This is a genomic window from Arthrospiribacter ruber, from assembly GCF_019343195.1.
GTDB lineage: Bacteria > Bacteroidota > Bacteroidia > Cytophagales > Cyclobacteriaceae > Arthrospiribacter > Arthrospiribacter ruber.
Genome location: NZ_RPHB01000001.1, coordinates 460,903 through 479,440 on the forward strand (window position 1 = coordinate 460,903; position 18,538 = coordinate 479,440).

Genomic DNA, 18,538 nt, shown 5'->3' on the forward strand with positions numbered 1-18,538 from the left:
AAATGATGAAAAATTTATTGGTTCTCTGTTTAGTATTTCTATCCTTTCAGCAGCTTAAGGCCATGGATTTGACTCCCATGGATTCTGTAGGTGTGGAAAAAGTAGGTGACAAAACGTTTATTGTTCACGAAGTAAGCCAGGGAGAAACGCTTTTCGGAATTTCCAGAAGATACGAAGTAGCAGTAAATGATATCCTTCAAAACAATGAAAAACTACAGGAAGGATTGAAGATAGGCCAAAGGATCAGGATTCCTTACGTAGCCAAAGAGGCCTTGCCTGCCGGTGCTACACTTCATAAGGTAGCTCCTGGTGAGACACTTTTTTCCATCTCCAAAAGATACAATGCCTCTGTAGGTGAAGTCATGGAATGGAACAAACTTCAAGGCAATGACTTGAGTGTGGGACAGGCATTGATCATCAAAAATCAGCCAGTGGCTGAAACTAAGCCTGAACCAAGTCCTGGGGCAAGCACCCAAACTGCTACTACTACCAGGCCCGCTGCCACGCCAACACCTCAAACAAGTAATGCCGAAAAAGCTGTTGAAGAAAAGCCTAAGGAAACTGCAAAACCTGAAATAAAGGAAGAAAACCTTCCAAAGACACCTGCTTCCACTGGTACTCCGGCTGCCACAACAGCTAGTCCAAGTACCTCAAAAGCCCTTCCAGGCGACTGGATCACCCATACGGTAGAGCAAGGAGAGACCCTTTTTTCAATTGCAAAAAAATACGATGCACGTATTGATGATGTAATCTCTTGGAATGCCTTATCATCCAATAATCTCTCCGCTGGTCAAAAGCTAAAAGTGGGCAGGGAAAAGGCAACAGCAGCCAACGTTCCCGTTGTTCCTTCTTCAGTCCCGATAGTGGTCAACAATGAAAAAAGGGAAGGCCAACTAGTAGGGAAGGAAGATAATGAAGAAAGCACTGCCTATAAAAATGTAAAGGAAACCGGGCTTGCAGAAGTCATTGAAGGTACCGGAAACCACAAGAAATACCTGGTTCTGCACAGAGATGCTCCTGTGGGTACTATCATGAGGGTGAGAAATGAGGAAAATGACCAGACTATTTTTGCCAGGGTAGTGGGCAAACTTCCTGATACTGGAGACAATAGCCGTCTGGTGATCAAACTCTCCAAAGCAGCATTCGATCAATTGAGGGCGGTAAATACGCGCTTCCCTGTGGAGATTTCATACTAATTTGAATAAAGAGGAAATATAAAAGTATCCTTAAGGTATGTTTAAAATAAATCAAAGCCTGTACTGACCTGCTGTCGGTTCAGGCTTTTTGATTTAACTGCCTTGTTTCAGTTTTTTGTATATCCGGCTTGAAGGCTGTACCTTTACGGAAGTATTTCCCTCCTTATGAATAAAGTTTCAGTTTTTCTTCATCACCTATTCCGCTACATCTGGAATGGAATTTTCATAATTTCATATCCGGTATTGGCTACTTTTGGACTGTTGTTTGTTGGGATTACCTATGTTTTTTCGGCTTTGTCCAAATTACTTACCAAGTTAAGGCCCCAGTCAGACGAAGAGGTAACAGTGTATAAAAGCAGTTGGGAAGTGTTGCCAAATACGAATGGACTTTTGGAAGCAAAAGTGTATAAGCAGATCATGTTTGGGCCAAGTTGTTTTCAGCTAAGAAGAAAGGACGGAGTTCCTTCTGTTTTGGAAGATTCGATTTTTGGGGGCAAAGTGCGCTTTATAGACGAAGGCATCTTGCTTGAGAAGTGGAATGCCACTGAATCAAAAGATCTTCCCGACTTCGATATTTGCCTCTATGACCCAGATTCAGACAAACTTGTTTCTTTGACCACCATCAAGTGTTTTGATTGGCACCTGTCAGAGCGGGTGGAAAATAACCTGATGTTCAAGTGGTTTGACGGCACCCAAGGTGGAGAAGTAAAAGTAGTGCTTTAATGGAGTTAAAAGATTTTTTGGATTCTAAGGTTGAAAAATACAATCAGCCCGGATTTATTGAATTGGATCCAGTTTCTATACCACACCAATATTCCAAAAAGGAAGATATTGAAATCACTGCTTTTTTTGCAGCGACATTGGCTTGGGGCCAAAGGAAAACGATCATCAATAAATGCTTGGAGCTTTTTAAGATGATGGACAATGCCCCGCATGATTTTATGCTGAACCACCAGGAAAAGGACCTCAGGCCGTTTTTGAACTTCAAACACAGGACATTCAATGATATAGACACCCTTTATTTCATCGACTTTTTTTCAAATTTTTATAGAGAACATAGCAGCTTGGAAGAGGCCTTTGTGATCGGTTGGACAGAGAATCAAAACATCATGGATACCCTGTTGTCAAATTTTCATAACTTCTTTTTTCAATTGCCCGATTCTCCGCAAAGAACTAGAAAGCATGTGGCAACACCAAAAAGAAAAGCAGCATGTAAACGAATCAATATGTTTTTGAGGTGGATGGTGAGGAAGGACAACAAAGGTGTGGATTTTGGAATTTGGAATACAATAAAGCCTTACCAGCTCATTTGCCCTTGTGATCTCCATGTGGATAGGGTAGGGCGGAAGCTGGGACTGATCACCCGGAAACAAACCGATTGGTGGACGGCAATGGAGCTCACCGAAGCACTTCGTGATTTTGATCCAGCTGATCCGGTCAAATATGATTTTGCCCTGTTTGGGCTAGGGATAGAAGAGAAATTTTGAAATGAATAAAAAAAGAGGCTGTATCATAAGTCAATGCTTTAAAAAATTGCTAAAATTTTATTTGGTTTGTAATAAGTGAAACTTTGTGTCTTAGAGTCTTCGTGGCATTATTAGCCACAAAGCCACTAAGTCACAAAGAAATTGACTCTTAAAACAGAATTTTGTTTGGTAAATAAATCTGAAGATCAATTTATGATACAGCCTCTTTTTAACTTAGTTAATGGCAACTTTCTCTATTTCTTTGAAAATGTCTATTGGGGTTGATTTTGCTTTTTCCTGAAAAGCTTTCCAATCATTGTCCATAAATGTATTCCATACGTCCAAAGCCTCTTGAGCACTTGCTTTTGCGTGATCCATGAGACGCTTTTCTGTATCACCCGGAGCAGAGAAGGAAGAGCTTGCATAGGACCTTGGTGCAAAGAGCCTGGTCATCACAGTTGGATAGAGATTCCTTACTATCCCCTGACCTTCTCTGGTTGGTCCATAGAAAGCTTCTCTAGTGGTGTCAATTTGCTTTTTGATCTCCTGTGCTGCATTATTCAGTGTTTTGGCTTCTTCACTTTCCAAATCTTTGGTATAAGCGATGATTTTGTCTGCAGTTTCTTTGGCTTCGTCCAACTGGCGTGTAGCTTTCATTACTTCAGCAGCAAGTTGTTCTACAGACTTGACGAATTCCTCTCGTGCTTTCAAATCGGCCATGTTGGTCTGGATCCTTGGATCGCTATGAACTTGGATTGAAGTCTCATCTGAGGCATCTCCATAAAGAAATACTACTTTATAGGTTCCAGGCAATGCTGGACCACCACTTGGTTCGTTGAAGCCTCTGGAGCCTCCTCTGTTTCCTCCTCTGCCCATGGGTATATCAGCAGAAGATTTTCTGTCCAAGTTCCAGATGACCTTATTGACACCATGTTTGGGAAGGGTCTTGAGGGTCCTGATCTGTTCCCCGGATTCATTGAAAATCTGAACCGTCACTGAGTCATACTTTTCTTTTCCAGGGTCATTGACAATGAAATGAAGCCTTCCTCCAAATTCCCTGTTTTCGGCTGCATACTTTCCATCAGCTGAAAATCTCTCTCCATGTGGTTGGTGGATTTCAGCCTGATAAGCATCCGAAGGAAATACTGCGGTGATTTTGGAATCAGGTGTTTTTCCTTGGTTTTTTGCAAAGACCCTTAATGGTCTTATGTCGTCCAATACATAAATGGACCTTCCAAAAGTACCTATGACCAGGTCCGCTTCTCTTTCCTGAATGACCATGTCGTAAGTCGATACGGCTTTGGGATATCCATGTCTCCATTGGTTCCAAGTTTTGGCATTGTCAAAGCTCACATACAAGCCAAATTCAGTACCCAGAAAAACCAGATTAGGCTCTTCAGTATCCTGTACGAGAGATAAAGTATATCCCCATACCTTATTGTCGTCAGCTATCCTTTCATAAGAGCCACCAAAATTCTTGGTTCGGTAAGCATAGGCCGCAAAGTCATTGTTTCTGTAATTATTGGCCACTATCCAAGCTTCACCAGCATCATATTTTGAGGCATGAATTTGAGGAATCCAGCTACCTTTTGGTAATCCTGATAGCTTTTCTGAAGTATTTGTCCAAGTCTTGCCACCATCACGGGTTACCTGTACATTTCCATCATCCGTACCTACCCATATTACATTTGGATCAATAGGGCTTGGCGCTATGGATAATATGGTAGTATGGTTTTCGGCTCCGGTAATATCAAACGTCAATCCACCTGTTTCCTGCTGCTTTTGTTTCTCGGGGTCATTAGTAGTCAGATCAGGGGAAATGATTTCCCAAGTTTCCCCTCGGTCCGTGCTTTTGTGCAAAAACTGACTGCCGTAATAAATGGTCGCAGCATCATGTGGGCTTTGTGCCAGTGCAGCATTCCAGTTGAACCTCAAAAACACGTCCTTATCAGGATGTGTGGGTCTGATGGTCCTCTTATGGCCTGTTTCCTTATCAAAACGGGCCACATTTCCGCCTTGGGACATGGCATAGCCATACCTGCTGTCTTCAGGATCAGATACCACGTCGAAACCATCACCGAACATGATTTCCTGCCAATAAGTATTCCGTATGCCATCTCTTCTCCATACGTAAGAAGGACCTACCCAGCTTCCGTTATCCTGAAGCCCTCCATAAATATTATAGGGAAGCTCATTGTCTACGTTGATGTGGTACCATTGCCCTACAGGTAGGTTTTCTGCAAAATACCAGGTCTTACCTCCGTCTCTACTGATATTCAATCCGCCGTCGTTGCCGTCCACAATGAAGTTTGGGTCGTTTGGATTGATATACCATGCATGGTGATCCGGATGTACCCCTTCGTAGGTCAGAAGTTGCTCAAAAGTACGTCCTCCATCTTCTGTCATTCCTACACGGGAGTAGAGGGTGTAAAGCCTGTCCGCATTTTTAGGGTCAGCATGTATTTCAAAATAGTAAAATGGTCTATCACCGATCTCAGGCTTGTCATTGATCATCTTGAAGGTATCGCCTCCGTCATTGGAAACGTAAAGTGCATTTTTAGATGATTCTACCAAAGCATATACTTTGTCACTGTTTGCTTTGGAAATAGCAAGCCCCAATCTGCCGAGCTCTCCTTTTGGAAGACCGTTCTTTTCATCCAGTTTTTTCCAGTTTTCCCCTCCATCATGGCTCACATAAAGTCCTGAAGAAGGTCCTCCTGATTCAAAAAACCAAGGATATCTTCTGTGCTGCCACATATTGACAAAAAGCTTGTTGGGATTATTGGGATCCATGATCATTTCTCCCACACCTGTTTTTTGATCGATGTAAAGGATTTTTTTCCAGGTCTTGCCTCCATCAGTAGTTTTGTAAAGGCCCCTTTCTTCCTGTTCACCCCAAGGAGAACCGATGGCACCCACAAATACAGTATTAGGATCATCGGGATGCACTATGATGCGGTGCACGGCTCTTGTTTTTTCTAAGCCCATAAGTTCCCATGTCTTTCCTGCATCCAATGACCTATACACTCCATAACCCATATTCAGGGAGTTTCTTGGATTACCTTCTCCAGTTCCTACCCATATGATGTTGGGGTTCTTTTGGTATATGGAAATGGCTCCAATGGAATGTACCTTTTCTTCATCAAAAATAGGCTGCCAAGTGATGCCACCAGAGGTGGATTTCCATAGACCACCTGAAGCCGATCCTGCATAGATGATATTGGGATTGTCATCTACAGCGTCGATGGCAGTAATTCTTCCGCTCATTCCAGCAGGACCCACAGACCTTGTTTTCATGGCTGCAAATTGGGACATATCGACTTGCTGAGCATGCAAGGGTTCAATGCCCTGCAAGACCCATAACAAGAAGAAACTCAATGCCAAGAGTCCAGCCTTTTTAGAGTAATGTTTTGTATTCATATTTAAAGCTCATTGGGTTGATATTTTATTTCAATAAGTTACATAAACACCATTGAAAATATGTTTTTGATTCCAAAGGGGAATTTCTGTTTTGAATGGCTTTATTCATTTGTTCAACAAAAGTTGCCACCTATCAGGACTTTTGTATTGATTTTGACAACAGGTTTGGGTAGGATGGCTTTTTGGATTATTTTACACGCAAAAACCAAATGTAATATGATAAAGAGATTAGGCTCAAGTGTCTTTTTGTGGATAGTAGCTGGTGCTTTTACCATAGCTATGGCTCAGAAAGACCGTTGGCAGCAAAAAGTAAAATATGAGATGGATGTCAATATGGATGTGGAGTCCAACACTTTTAAAGGTACCCAGAAGTTACACTATACCAACAATTCTCCTGATACGCTTTTCAGGGCATTTTATCACCTGTACTTCAATGCTTTTCAGCCCAATACCATGATGGATGTAAGGTCCAGAACCATCGCTGATCCTGATAGGAGAGTGGGAGACAGGATATACAACCTCAAGCCTGAAGAGTATGGTATTCTTAAAGTGAACTCTCTGACTATGGAAGGAAAAGCTGCTTCTATTGAACATGAAGAGACCATATTGGAGGTGGATTTACCCAGACCAATTATGCCGGGTGAGACGGTGGTGTTTGATATGGAATTTGAAGGGCAAGTGCCGTTGCAAATCAGAAGATCAGGCCGGGACAATGCAGAAGGTATTCGTTATTCCATGGCGCAGTGGTACCCCAAAATGGCCGCTTACGACATGAGAGGTTGGCATGCCAATCCTTATATCGGTAGGGAATTCTATGGCAATTTTGGGGATTTTGATGTGAAGATTACCATTGATAAGAATTACATATTGGGCGGTACCGGTTATCTCAAAAATGCCAATGAGATTGGCCATGGATATCAGGATGAAGGAGTGACTGTTCCACAACCCACAGGAAATACACTTACCTGGCATTTTTATGCCCCGGATGTGCACGATTTCATGTGGGCTGCTGATCCCAAATTCACCCATGATAAGTATCAGATGGAAGATGGTCCCATGGTACACCTGCTGTACGTGAAAAATGAAAAAACCGAGGAAAATTGGGGGAAACTCATGAGCTATACCGTAGATGCCATCCGTTTTATGAGTGAAAATTTCGGAGAATATCCTTATGATCAGTTTTCGGTGATCCAGGGTGGTGATGGAGGAATGGAGTATCCCATGTCTACCTTGATTACCGGACATAGGAACATTAGAAGTCTTGTAGGGGTCACCGTACATGAACTGATACACAGCTGGTATTACGGGGTGTTGGGTTTCAATGAATCCTCTGAACCTTGGTTGGATGAAGGGTTTACTACCTGGGGTACCAATGTGGTCATGGATGCTGTTTTCGAAAAAAGTGAGAACTTTATTCAGGATGGGAATTACAGGTCTTACTTCAGGTTGGCATCGGCAGGCTACGAGGAGCCGCTTACTACACATGGAGATCACTACAACCTGAATTCTGCCTATGGTCCCGGTACTTATTCCAAAGGAGCAGTATTTGTCGAGCAGCTTTCCTACATCATGGGCAGGAAAAATTTTGACAGGGCCATGAAAAGACTTTGGGATGAATATAAATTCAAGCATCCAAATGGCAATGATGTAATCAGGGTAATGGAAAAGACCAGCGGATTGGAACTGGATTGGTACTATGACTATTTTATCGCTTCTACCAAAACCATTGATTATGGTGTCAAAGGGGTGGAGGCCGATGGTGAAAATTCCAGCAAGATCATGCTGGAGAGAATTGGTTTGATGCCTATGCCTCTGGATGTGGTGGTGACTTACCAAGACGGAAGTCAGGAGACGATTTATATGCCCTTGGTCATTATGAGAGGGGAAAAGCCGGAAGAGGAAGGTCACCCAAAGAGGGTGAAAACCCAAAAATGGCCTTGGACCAACCTGAGTACCGAAGTAAAAATTGACAGGCCTATATCCGATATAAAATCAGTAGAAATTGATCCAAGCCAGAGATTGGCCGATATCAACAGATCTAATAACAAATATGAAGTAACCATTCAAATGGACAAAAAATAACCCGATAATCAGGGTAGGTAAAAAACCGCCTGGAGAAGTTTTCTCCGGCGGTTTTTTTATTGATTTCTTAACATAGAAAAAATGGTTTTTAAAGAATTAGTTTTTTACTTTGCAAAATGTTAATTAATAAGGTATGAAAAATGTAAAAATCATAGGTATTATATTCTTTATTGTTTCTTTTTTTATATCCTGTCAGGAAGATGAATTGCCCAAAGAAGTAGACTTGCCAGCGGAAAAATTCGAAAGGTTTGATAATTATAACTTTAATGGGCAAGCCTCAAATGTGACAAGTATCAAAACTATAGGTGATCGCTTGTATTATTCCCATAGGACCAACCCCGGTTACATAACTGATAATATGGAGGTAAACCAATTGTGTTGTTCTAGAAACAATCAAATGGAGTTTAGACAGGCCCTTTCAAGAAATTATATTGTAACTGTTGATAGAAGTCTGACAGGATTCAATATTTACAATGTAGAGAATAGAGGACATGGAAGTATGGCTTTTATAAGCTTAAGTAGGCTATTGGAGGATTTGGAAGGGAATAAAGTTGTGTCAACTATTGGGATAGGGTCACAACAAAATAATTTTGATATCAATGGAACAAAAATGTTGGCTAACATTCAGCTTGATGGTAAAAACATCGCTTACATCTTTGATATAGAAGAAAATGCAAATTTTTACGGAGTGATAAACAGTAAGGATGTTGTTAAAGTTGAGTTCCCTGAAAATACCCATAGGAGCAATGGGGACTGGATATTTGTAGTTAATGCTTTTCAGGATGGTTGGATTGCTTCGGTTTCCACAGGTGATGGTAATTCTTCTCCAAATTTCCTTATTTCAAAAGATGGTTCAGTTCAGAATTTTACCTTGGAAGAAATGCCCAGAGGCATTTATATGGGCCACGAATTCACTTCCGATGGAAGGCTATTTATGAACATTGAAAGGTATATTTATATCTCGGAAAGTGGGAAAGTAGAAGATTTAAAAGCACATATTTCTATGAATGTTTTATTCAATATGCGCATTATTGAGGATAGGATGGTGGTCTGGAACAACAGTGGTGCGGCAATTTATGAGATTGAAAATTTTGATTCAAGAGATCCTGATTTGTTTAATATCAGAAAGTTGAACAATGGGGGGATTGAACACTCAGGGCTAAATGAATTGGAGGTTTTTAACGGGAAAGTATTTGCAGCAACTTCACAGGGGCTGTTTTCTAAAAGTCTGGAAAGTTTTTGGGATTCCCTTCCTGAGGTAGATGATGTTCAGGATCAGGCGTTTAGAGAGGGTGTTGAATTTGTGATGAACTAAAAAAAGGGCGGATCAGCTGATCCGCCCTTTTCAATATAATTTCTTTACACCAATCATCCGGCATTTTTCTTCTCCTGCACCTCTTTACGAATGTCCTGCGCTATGGTCTTCAGGTCTTGCATTCCCTTTCTTACTCTTGTACCCGCTGCTTGGTTTCCTTTGTTGTAAAATTTGTCAAAGTCCCCTTCCAGTCCCATTACAAGGTCTTTTATTTCTTCGAATCTGCTCATAATAAAAGTTGATTTTTAGGTTGATGATAAGTTTATTTTTTCGTTCAATATAGGCAAATTGTTTAAAAAACAACAGAATTAAGCCCTTTTTTGAGTTATTTATTCCCCAAAAGAAATGGCAAGTTCGGTTGTTTTATAATATCCGCTGGTCAACTTTTCTTTGATGGCTTCAAAAGCCGCAATGGTTTCCTTGACATCTTCAAGCGTATGTACAGCAGTTGGAATCAGCCTTAAGATAATCATTCCTTTAGGTACAACCGGGTAGATGACTACAGAGCAGAAAATGCTGTAATTTTCTCTCAAGTCCTTGCTCAGGGTCGCTGCTTCTCCTACAGTACCGTTCAATACCACAGGAGTTACCGGTGAATTGGAATTCCCAGTACTGAATCCTTTTTCTTTAAGTCCATTACGTAAAGCATCCACTATTTTCCAAAGGTTGTCTTTTAGTTCTGGTCGGGTTCTGATCATATCCAGCCTTTTCAGTGCACCTTCTACAAAAATCATTGGCAGTGATTTGGCAAAAATCTGAGATCGCATGTTGTATTTCAAATACCTGATCACTTGTGTATTACCTGCAATAAAAGCCCCGATTGAAGCCATAGACTTGGCAAAAGTGGAGAAGTAAAGGTCGATTTGATCCTGTACTCCCTGCTCTTCTCCTGCTCCGGCACCTGTTTTTCCCAAAGTTCCAAAACCATGGGCATCGTCCACTAGGATTTTGAACTCGTATTTTTCTTTAAGTTTTACAATTTCGGCCAATTTGCCTTGGTCACCCGTCATTCCGAATACACCTTCAGTAATCAATAAAACACCACCTCCTGTTTCATCTGCAAGTTTGGTGGCTCTTTGAAGTTGTTTTTCACAACTTTCAATGTCATTATGTGGGAAAACGTATCTTTTTCCCATGTGCATTCTGAGGGCATCAATGATGCAGGCATGACATTCACTGTCATATACTACGACATCTTTTCTGTCCAGCAAGGAATCTATTACCGACATGATACCTTGGTAACCGTAGTTGAGCAGGTAAGCACTATCTTTTCCTACAAACTCCGCCAACTCCCTTTCCAGCTGCTCATGAAGATCCGTCTGACCGGACATCATTCTGGCTCCCATGGGGTAAGCAGCACCCCATTTAGCTGCTGCATCTGCATCTGCTTTTCTGATTTCAGGATGGTTAGCAAGGCCCAGGTAGTTATTGAGACTCCAGGTCAAAACTTCTTTCCCTTTGAACTTCATTCTTGGAGCAATCTCTCCTTCAAGTTTAGGGAATGCGAAATATCCTTCAGCGAGTTCTGAATGCTTACCCAGTGGACCTAGGTTTGTGTGTAATTTTGCAAATAAATCCAAGACAATAGATGTTTATGTTGTTCAAATTCAAAACAGGGTTTCCAACCCTTTAAACCGGGCAAAACTAACACAATTAAACCGTCCTTGCAAAATTCCTTTTCCAATTCAAATAATCTTTCTAATCCTCATTTTATTTTGTTTACTTCGTGGGTTAAGCTTTTTAGGACGAATAAACCCATATATGAGTAAGATTAAAAAACTACTGATTGCCAATAGAGGAGAGATCGCATTGAGGATCATGAAAACTGCCAAGCAGATGGGAATCAGTACTGTAGCGGTATACAGTGAGGCTGACCGCAATTCTCCCCATGTGAAGTTTGCCGATGAAGCAGTTCTCCTAGGCCCACCCCCTTCCAACCAGTCTTACCTTCTTGCTGACAAAATCATCGCAGCATGCAAGGATTTGGAAGTAGATGCCATACACCCAGGGTACGGCTTCCTTTCCGAGAATGCAGGTTTTGCAAAGAAAGTAACGGATGCAGGGATAATTTTTGTAGGGCCTTCCCCAGAAGCCATAGAGGTGATGGGGAGCAAGCTTGCGGCTAAGCAGGCTGTGGCAAAATATGGTATTCCCATGGTGCCAGGCACGGATGAAGCAATTTCAGATATTCCCGCCGCCAAAGTAAAGGCCGCAGAAATTGGTTATCCAATCCTGATCAAAGCCAGCGCCGGTGGTGGAGGAAAGGGGATGAGAATAGTCAACTCCGAGGAGGAGTTTGAAGAGCAGATGCAAAGGGCAATATCCGAAGCAGAATCAGCTTTCGGTGACGGGGCGGTATTTATTGAGAAATTCATTACCTCACCACGACATATCGAAATCCAAGTGCTCGGAGACCAACATGGTAATATTGTGTATCTGTTTGAAAGAGAATGTTCGGTACAGCGGAGACACCAGAAAGTGATAGAGGAGGCTCCCTCAGCGGTAGTGTCTCCAGAAATGAGGAAGGCCATGGGGGAAGCGGCTGTGAAAGTAGCCAAAGCATGTGACTATTATGGAGCAGGCACCGTGGAGTTCATTGTGGACGAAAAACTGAATTTTTACTTCCTGGAAATGAATACCCGTCTACAGGTGGAGCATCCTGTGACAGAAATGATTACAGGAAAGGACTTGGTTCAGGAACAAATTCACATTGCAGAAGGGAATCCACTAGCATTTAAACAAGAGGAGTTGGGCATCAATGGACATTCAATTGAGGTACGGGTGTATGCAGAAGATCCGAAAAACAACTTTTTACCGGATATCGGTAAGCTCAGAACTTACATCCGTCCTAAAGGCGCAGGGATCAGGGTGGATGACGGCTTTGAACAGGGAATGGATATCCCTATTTATTACGACCCAATGATTTCCAAGCTGATTGTTCATGATGAAAATAGGGATAAGGCCATTCAGAAAATGATCTTGGCCATAGACGATTATCAGATCACAGGAATTGAAACTACCTTGGCCTTCTGTAGGTTTGTTCTGGAGCATGAGGCTTTTGTTTCGGGAGAATTTGACACCAAATTCGTAGAAAAGTATTTCAGTCCTGAAAAGTTGGAAATAAAGTGGACCGAGGAGGAGATGCAGCTGTTGGCTGGACTGGCAGTGGAAATGTTTGATAGAAGCAAAAATCAACTGGTGCCATTGGGAGGAACTGATGGCATAAGAAGAACAAATTGGAAAAACAGGCTTATCTGATGGCAGAAATTTTACCTTTAAAAGCTTACCGTTACCACCATGGCTTATCAGATAAAATAGAGGAATTGACATCTCCTCTTTTTGATGTGGTATCAGAAAAACAAAGGGAAGCCTTATATGCCAATCCACTGAACAGCATTCATCTTTCGGTGCCTTTGGGGCCTGATCCTGCAAAAAGAGCGAGGGAAACCTTGGATTCATGGAAAAGAGACAAGGTGATCGTTCAGGATGATTTGCCAGGGATATATGTCTATTACCAGTATTTCAAATTCCCTGGCCTGGAGGAAGAGTCTTGCAGAAAAGGCTTTATTGCACAGATCAGGTCCTATGACTGGGATGAAAAGGTAGTGCTGAGACATGAAAATACCATAGCAAAAGCAGTCGATGACAGGATTGACCTATTGAGAGCCACGCAAATTCAGAGCAGTCCCACACATGGTCTGTATGAAGATCCTTTATATGAACTGGAACCTTACATGGATGAGGCCATTATGGACCCCCTTTATGATCTGGAAGACTATCAAGGAGTAAGGGAAGTTTTGGCAGTCATCCATGATGCTGGGATTATAGCAAAGTTTTTGGATGTCCTGAAAAAAAAGCAGGTGATCCTTGCTGATGGTCATCACAGGTATCAAGGAGCGGTGGCATTTAGGAAGGAAATGTCAGAATCCAATCCTGGACATTCAGGAAAGGAGGGTTACAATTACCATTTGATGTATTTTACCAATGCCCTAACAAAAAATCTTAGGATCCTTCCCACCCATAGACTTTTCACAGACATTTCCCTAAGTGAAGGAGAAATTTTGGAAAAGCTTGAGCCATGGTTTATAATCCGACAACTGAATGATGTGGAGGAAGTCTCGGACCTGATTTTGCAAAAAAAGTGGGCTTTTGGTCTTATCTTCAAAAACAGCGCTTATAAAATACGCCTGATTCCCGAAAAAATAAAAGAGATGGATCTGCCTATTCCTGATTTGGTCAAAGAAGTGGACATGATGGTCTTGCACTATTTTTTCATAGACAAGGTCCTGGGAATTCCTATGGAAGAGCAGCGCTATTCTGAGAAGTTGGCATACGAACGTAATTTGGTAAGATGTGTAAGTAAAGTAGAAGGAGGAAGTGCTTCCTTTGCCATTTTGACCAAAGATATAGCCATGAAACAAGTTTTGGATGTGTGTAAGAGTGGTTATACCATGCCTCAGAAGTCCACCTATTTCTATCCAAAAACCCTTTCGGGCTTGCTTTTTGGATCCATAGCTGAAGAGGATTTTTCGTTTCCGTATGATGCATTTCACTTATGATAGACCTTAAAGATAAAAAACTGATCCTGGCCTCCAAGTCTCCAAGGAGGTCAGAATTGCTCAAAGGCCTGGAGCTGGATTTTGAAATCCGTACCAAAGAAGTAGAAGAGGATTTTCCGGAGGACTTAGAGGCGATAGATGTGGCGGCCTATCTTTCCAGAAAAAAGGCAATGGCATTCCATGAGGAAATTGGAGAAAATGAGATCCTACTGACTTCTGACACAGTAGTGTTGTCCGAAGGTAAGGTCTTGGGAAAGCCGAATGACCAAGAGGAAGCCAGGCTAATGCTGAAATCTCTGTCCGGAAAAACCCACCATGTGATTTCGGCCATCACCCTCAAGTCAAGAAATAAGGAAATCACCCGCTCTGATGTGGTAACGGTTCATTTCAAAGATCTCAGAGAAGAAGAAATAATTCATTATGTTCAACATTACACGCCAATGGATAAGGCCGGTTCATATGGTATCCAGGAGTGGATCGGATATATAGGCGTGAAAAGCATAGAAGGCTCCTTCTTTTCGGTCATGGGTTTACCGGTACACCTGGTATATGAAGAACTGCAGGCTTGGGAAGAGGAGGGTTGATTCGGGGAAGTGCTGAACTATTAAAATCATTTTTCACTGCTTTTCCAATATTTATTTATATTTGACGCAGAGTACCGCTTAGCACCCAGTGATATGAACCGTTTTCTGATTTTCTTTTGCATCATACTTTTTGCAAGTTCTTGTATAAGCAATAGAAGAATCACCTATCTCCAAAATCTACCTGGAAATGAGCCCATTGGTTTGGATGAGTTTATTCCCTTTGCAGAATATGAAAACAGGTACATCCTTCAACCTTTTGATGTGGTAGATATAGACTTTGCTTCAGCCAATGAGGAGCTTACTCAGGCTTTCGAATTTCAAGGTTCCAGAATGATGCGCGGAGGAATGGGAGGAATGATGGGTGGAGACATGTTTTATTTTACTGGCTATACCATAGATGTAGATGGATACGTTGAACTACCGAGGTTGGGTAAAATAAAAATAGGTGGGCTGACAGAAGATGAGGCAAGAATTGTGGTTCAGGAAAAAATAAAGGATTATTTCAAAGACGAAATTTTCGTAAGGCTAAGAATTGGGGGAATTAGATTTACGGCGCTGGGCGAGTTTACGAGTTCGGGAACCAAAGTAATATTAAAAAATAGAGCTACCATTTTTGATGCTCTCGCTATGGCAGGGGAATCAAATATACTCGCCAAAAAAAACCAGCTTTTTTTGATACGGCAATATGATGGCGGGTCAAGAATCCATCAAATCAACCTCAATGACAGAGCATTGCTGGCTTCTCCCTTCTTTTTTATCAGAAATAATGATATTCTATATCTGGAGCCAATGAATATCCGACAGTTTGGAAATGCGGAAAATCTATCCTCCTCACTGGGACTTTTTATAGGAATAACCAGTTCTATTTTGTTGATTTTTGCGATATTTAGGAATAATATATGATTGATGGTAACGTAGACATATCCAAATTTGAACAGGATGTCAAGCCGATTGATATCAAGTATTACCTGATCAAATACTCAAGGTACTGGCCTCTCTATGTTACCTGTATTTTTATAGCACTAGTTTCTGTATTTCTGTTTCACCGCTATTCAGTGGAAGAATATGAAGTAAGGGGGAGCATTTTGATCAAACAGAAAAACACGCCTGAAGTAAGGATTCTTGATAGATCCAATATCTTTTCAGGTGGCAATAATCTCGAAAATGATATCTTACTGCTTACTTCAAAAAGCCTGGCACAGGAGGCATTAAATAAGCTTCACTTTGATGTCAGCTACTTTGCCTCGACCAATATCAAGGAAATTGAACTTTATGACAAATCCCCAATAAAAGTAGATGTGGATTGGAATTTCCCTCAAGGTGGTTCAGGAGTCATTCATTTTACCTTGGTATCGGAAAATGAATTTGTACTGACCAATGAAGAGAGAGGTTTTTTTGATTTTCTTTCTGCCAAAGCCTCAGGTCCTTTTGACGATCAATTGCTCAACAAGACTTACAGGTTTGGAGAAGAAATTACTACTGAAAAATCGAAATTTACTGTTCATAAAATGAAATACATGAGGGATGGAGAAAAACTGTTTTTCATCATCCACCATCCAAGTGACGTACTTGAAAGTTACCAGAAATCCATTGCCGTCAGGCCCATCAACAGTTATGGTACGGTTTTGCAAGTTTCCACCATTTCAAGGGTGGTAGAGAAAGGTAGAGATTATGTGAATGCATTAATGGATTCCTACCTTGATTACGACCTGAAAGAAAAAAACAGGATTACTGAAAATACTTTGGCATTCTTGGATTTGCAGATGTCTATTTTGGAAGATTCATTGAGGGTTGTCGAAAATAGAATGCTCAATTTTAAGGTTGAAAACAAACTTATGGATGTGAGTTCAGAGTTTGGAGGTGTTCTGGGTAACATCCAGAGATTGGACGATCTTGTTCAGGAAATTGATTTTGAATTGAGTTATTATAAGTCTCTTCAAAATTACCTTGTAGATAAAGGTGCAGATTACGGAGATATTCTCGCACCTTCCATTGTGGGTCTTAGCGATGGAGCTTTGAACGGAATGATTTCTGCGCTTGTCTCTACCTCGTTAGAAAGAAGGAAATTGCTGGCCATTGTCAATGATAACCACCCTAACATTCGTCAATTGGATGAGCAGATTGATAAGTTGCGGGAGAATATTTTTGAAAATATTGAAAATCTGGTGTCCAATACCGAAAAGAGAAAATCTGAAGTAAATAAGAAGTTAGCTGAATTGGACAAGGAGTTTTCCAGATTGCCTCAGACAGAATCCTCCTATGCCAACATCTTCAGGCAATATAGATTGAGGGAAAACTTATATAATTATCTTTTGGAGAAAAGGGCAGAGGCAGGAATTGCAAAAGCCTCCAATGTATCGGACAATTCCGTTTTGGACTATGCAAGAAGAGGAAGCCTGGTTTTTCCTCAAAAACCACAAAACTATGGTATGGCCGTAGGTCTTGGTTTTTTTATTCCGCTTGGATTCTTATTGTTGTACCATTACCTCAACAACAGGATAATGGACCAAATCCAGCTGAGAAATTCATTGAGGATTCCTCTGTTAGGTACAATAGGTTACAGTACCAAAGATACCAATATGATCGTGGCAGAACATCCAAAATCCATGGTTTCGGAATCTTTTAGATCTCTTCGGTCTGCATTGTTTTATATTGCTTCAGAAAAAAAATGTAAACGAATATTAGTGACTTCTTCTGTCTCGGGTGAAGGAAAAACATTCGTCAGCCTCAATCTTGCTGCGGCAATTGCCCTAAGCGGAAAAAAGACATGTCTGTTGGGGATGGACTTAAGAAAACCAAAAATTTCAGACTATGTAGGTATTTCCAATAAGGTGGGTTTATCAAGTTACCTGGTAGGTAAATCAGATAAAGAGGAAATCATCATGCCTACTCAATATGAAAATCTTTACATAGTCCCATCTGGTCCTATACCGCCTAATCCTGCAGAATTATTGCTCAAAGACAAAATGGAGGAGTTTTTGAAATACCTAGAAAACGACTTTGAAGTGGTATTGATGGATACTCCACCGATAGGGTTGGTGTCGGAGACTATGGACCTTTTACGCTTCTCTGATGTGAACCTTTACATTGTTAGACAGGATTACACACACAAAAAATACCTCCTCATGGTAAATGACCTTTATGCCAATGATCAGATCAGGGACTTCTATGCTGTTTTCAATGGACTTAGATCTGGAGGAGATATATATGATTTTGGAGGATATAATTACGGCTATGGATACAATTATTCATACATGAGAAAAAATAAGTATACTGGAAATTACTACGAGATTGATGAGAATAAGAAACCATCCGAATGGTTTGATAAATTTTTACGCCGGTTCAGGGTATGATAAAAATTGATAGAGCCAAGGGGAAAAATGTCTTGAGATCAGATTCTTTGATCCACCAACCTACTTCTTGATCTCCTTGTCTTTATTGAAAATCAAAAGGTATCCCAAGTACAAAGAGCCTCCTAAAACTCCTGCAAATAATATACTGGTAAATGTGTATAAAATGTACATTTGTAAGTATCTATGGAATTAATATAATTTAAATATAGGGATTCTTATTTTGTATAATTTAAATTTTAGTGATTATTTTAAATATTTTTTCAAGATCCTGTTTACAGAGTATGTAAAGCCATTTTCAGAAGTAATCACTTTCATATAAATTGTTGATCGCTTTATCTACCTATGACGGAATTAGAAATAAAATCCTCTGGAGAACTTTAAATCCAGCTGAACAGATCATGACGATACTCTTCTGTTTAAGCGATGACGTAAAGCTTGGCCCTAATGTCCTGTAATTTGAAATTTTTGCAAGAAATCTTGAGGATTAAGATTGAAATTTTTGACCACCAGCGAACAAAAATGTCCGCTTATTTATACAAAAGATTCAATAGAATGCAATCCAT

At 40.8% G+C, this 18,538-nt stretch carries 13 protein-coding genes; 10 read left to right on the forward strand and 3 right to left on the reverse strand.

Annotated elements, in window-relative coordinates:
* Positions 1-5: 5 nt before the first annotated feature.
* From EGN73_RS01780 to EGN73_RS01790, 3 genes are all read left to right on the forward strand, one after another.
* Positions 6-1,196: a LysM peptidoglycan-binding domain-containing protein gene (locus tag EGN73_RS01780; protein WP_219286516.1), complete on the forward strand. Its 1,191-nt coding sequence runs from the start codon at positions 6-8 to the stop codon at positions 1,194-1,196.
* Positions 1,197-1,361: 165 nt separating this feature from the next.
* A complete protein-coding gene (locus EGN73_RS01785) occupies positions 1,362-1,919 on the forward strand; it encodes a hypothetical protein (RefSeq protein ID WP_219286518.1) in 558 nt (185 codons plus the stop codon).
* Complete coding sequence (locus EGN73_RS01790) at positions 1,919-2,683, forward strand: TIGR02757 family protein (protein WP_219286520.1); 765 nt, start codon at positions 1,919-1,921, stop codon at positions 2,681-2,683. Before EGN73_RS01785 ends, EGN73_RS01790 begins: the two co-directional genes overlap by 1 nt.
* Before the next feature lie 213 nt (positions 2,684-2,896).
* Here the strand turns inward: EGN73_RS01790 and EGN73_RS01795 are convergent, their stop codons facing one another.
* Positions 2,897-6,082 (reverse strand): WD40/YVTN/BNR-like repeat-containing protein, encoded by a 3,186-nt coding sequence (locus tag EGN73_RS01795; protein WP_219286521.1) that lies wholly within the window; start codon positions 6,080-6,082, stop codon positions 2,897-2,899.
* Between the two features lie 216 nt (positions 6,083-6,298).
* On the opposite strand from EGN73_RS01795, the gene EGN73_RS01800 reads away from it, so the two are divergent.
* Positions 6,299-8,164 (forward strand): M1 family metallopeptidase, encoded by a 1,866-nt coding sequence (locus EGN73_RS01800; RefSeq protein WP_219286522.1) that lies wholly within the window; start codon positions 6,299-6,301, stop codon positions 8,162-8,164.
* Between the two features lie 133 nt (positions 8,165-8,297).
* The gene (locus EGN73_RS01805; protein ID WP_219286523.1) at positions 8,298-9,479 is read left to right on the forward strand and encodes a hypothetical protein; all 1,182 of its coding nucleotides are present in this window, start codon (positions 8,298-8,300) and stop codon (positions 9,477-9,479) included.
* 53 nt (positions 9,480-9,532) lie between these two features.
* On the opposite strand, the gene EGN73_RS01810 is transcribed toward EGN73_RS01805, so the two are convergent.
* Both EGN73_RS01810 and EGN73_RS01815 read right to left on the reverse strand, forming a co-directional pair.
* Entirely contained in the window at positions 9,533-9,709 is a 177-nt protein-coding gene (locus EGN73_RS01810) for a histone H1 (RefSeq protein WP_219286524.1), read from the reverse strand.
* A 99-nt stretch (positions 9,710-9,808) separates the two neighbouring features.
* The gene (locus EGN73_RS01815) at positions 9,809-11,059 is read right to left on the reverse strand and encodes an aminotransferase class I/II-fold pyridoxal phosphate-dependent enzyme (protein WP_219286526.1); all 1,251 of its coding nucleotides are present in this window, start codon (positions 11,057-11,059) and stop codon (positions 9,809-9,811) included.
* Between the two features lie 181 nt (positions 11,060-11,240).
* Between EGN73_RS01815 and EGN73_RS01820 the strand changes: the two genes are divergently transcribed.
* The 5 genes from EGN73_RS01820 to EGN73_RS01840 all read left to right on the forward strand — a co-directional run bounded on the left by EGN73_RS01820 (position 11,241) and on the right by EGN73_RS01840 (position 17,975).
* On the forward strand, positions 11,241-12,737 hold the full coding sequence (locus EGN73_RS01820; protein ID WP_219286528.1) for an acetyl-CoA carboxylase biotin carboxylase subunit: 1,497 nt from the start codon (positions 11,241-11,243) through the stop codon (positions 12,735-12,737).
* Positions 12,737-14,038: a DUF1015 domain-containing protein gene (locus EGN73_RS01825; protein ID WP_219286530.1), complete on the forward strand. Its 1,302-nt coding sequence runs from the start codon at positions 12,737-12,739 to the stop codon at positions 14,036-14,038. The genes EGN73_RS01820 and EGN73_RS01825 overlap by 1 nt, the downstream gene beginning before the upstream one ends.
* Complete coding sequence (locus EGN73_RS01830; RefSeq protein ID WP_219286532.1) at positions 14,035-14,622, forward strand: Maf family nucleotide pyrophosphatase; 588 nt, start codon at positions 14,035-14,037, stop codon at positions 14,620-14,622. Before EGN73_RS01825 ends, EGN73_RS01830 begins: the two co-directional genes overlap by 4 nt.
* A 93-nt stretch (positions 14,623-14,715) precedes the next feature.
* Positions 14,716-15,525 carry a polysaccharide biosynthesis/export family protein gene (locus tag EGN73_RS01835; RefSeq protein ID WP_219286534.1) on the forward strand — a complete coding sequence of 270 codons (810 nt, stop codon included), beginning with the start codon at positions 14,716-14,718 and terminating at the stop codon, positions 15,523-15,525.
* Positions 15,522-17,975, forward strand: a complete 2,454-nt coding sequence (locus tag EGN73_RS01840; RefSeq protein WP_219286537.1) for a GumC family protein — start codon at positions 15,522-15,524, stop codon at positions 17,973-17,975. Before EGN73_RS01835 ends, EGN73_RS01840 begins: the two co-directional genes overlap by 4 nt.
* Positions 17,976-18,538: the final 563 nt, after the last annotated feature.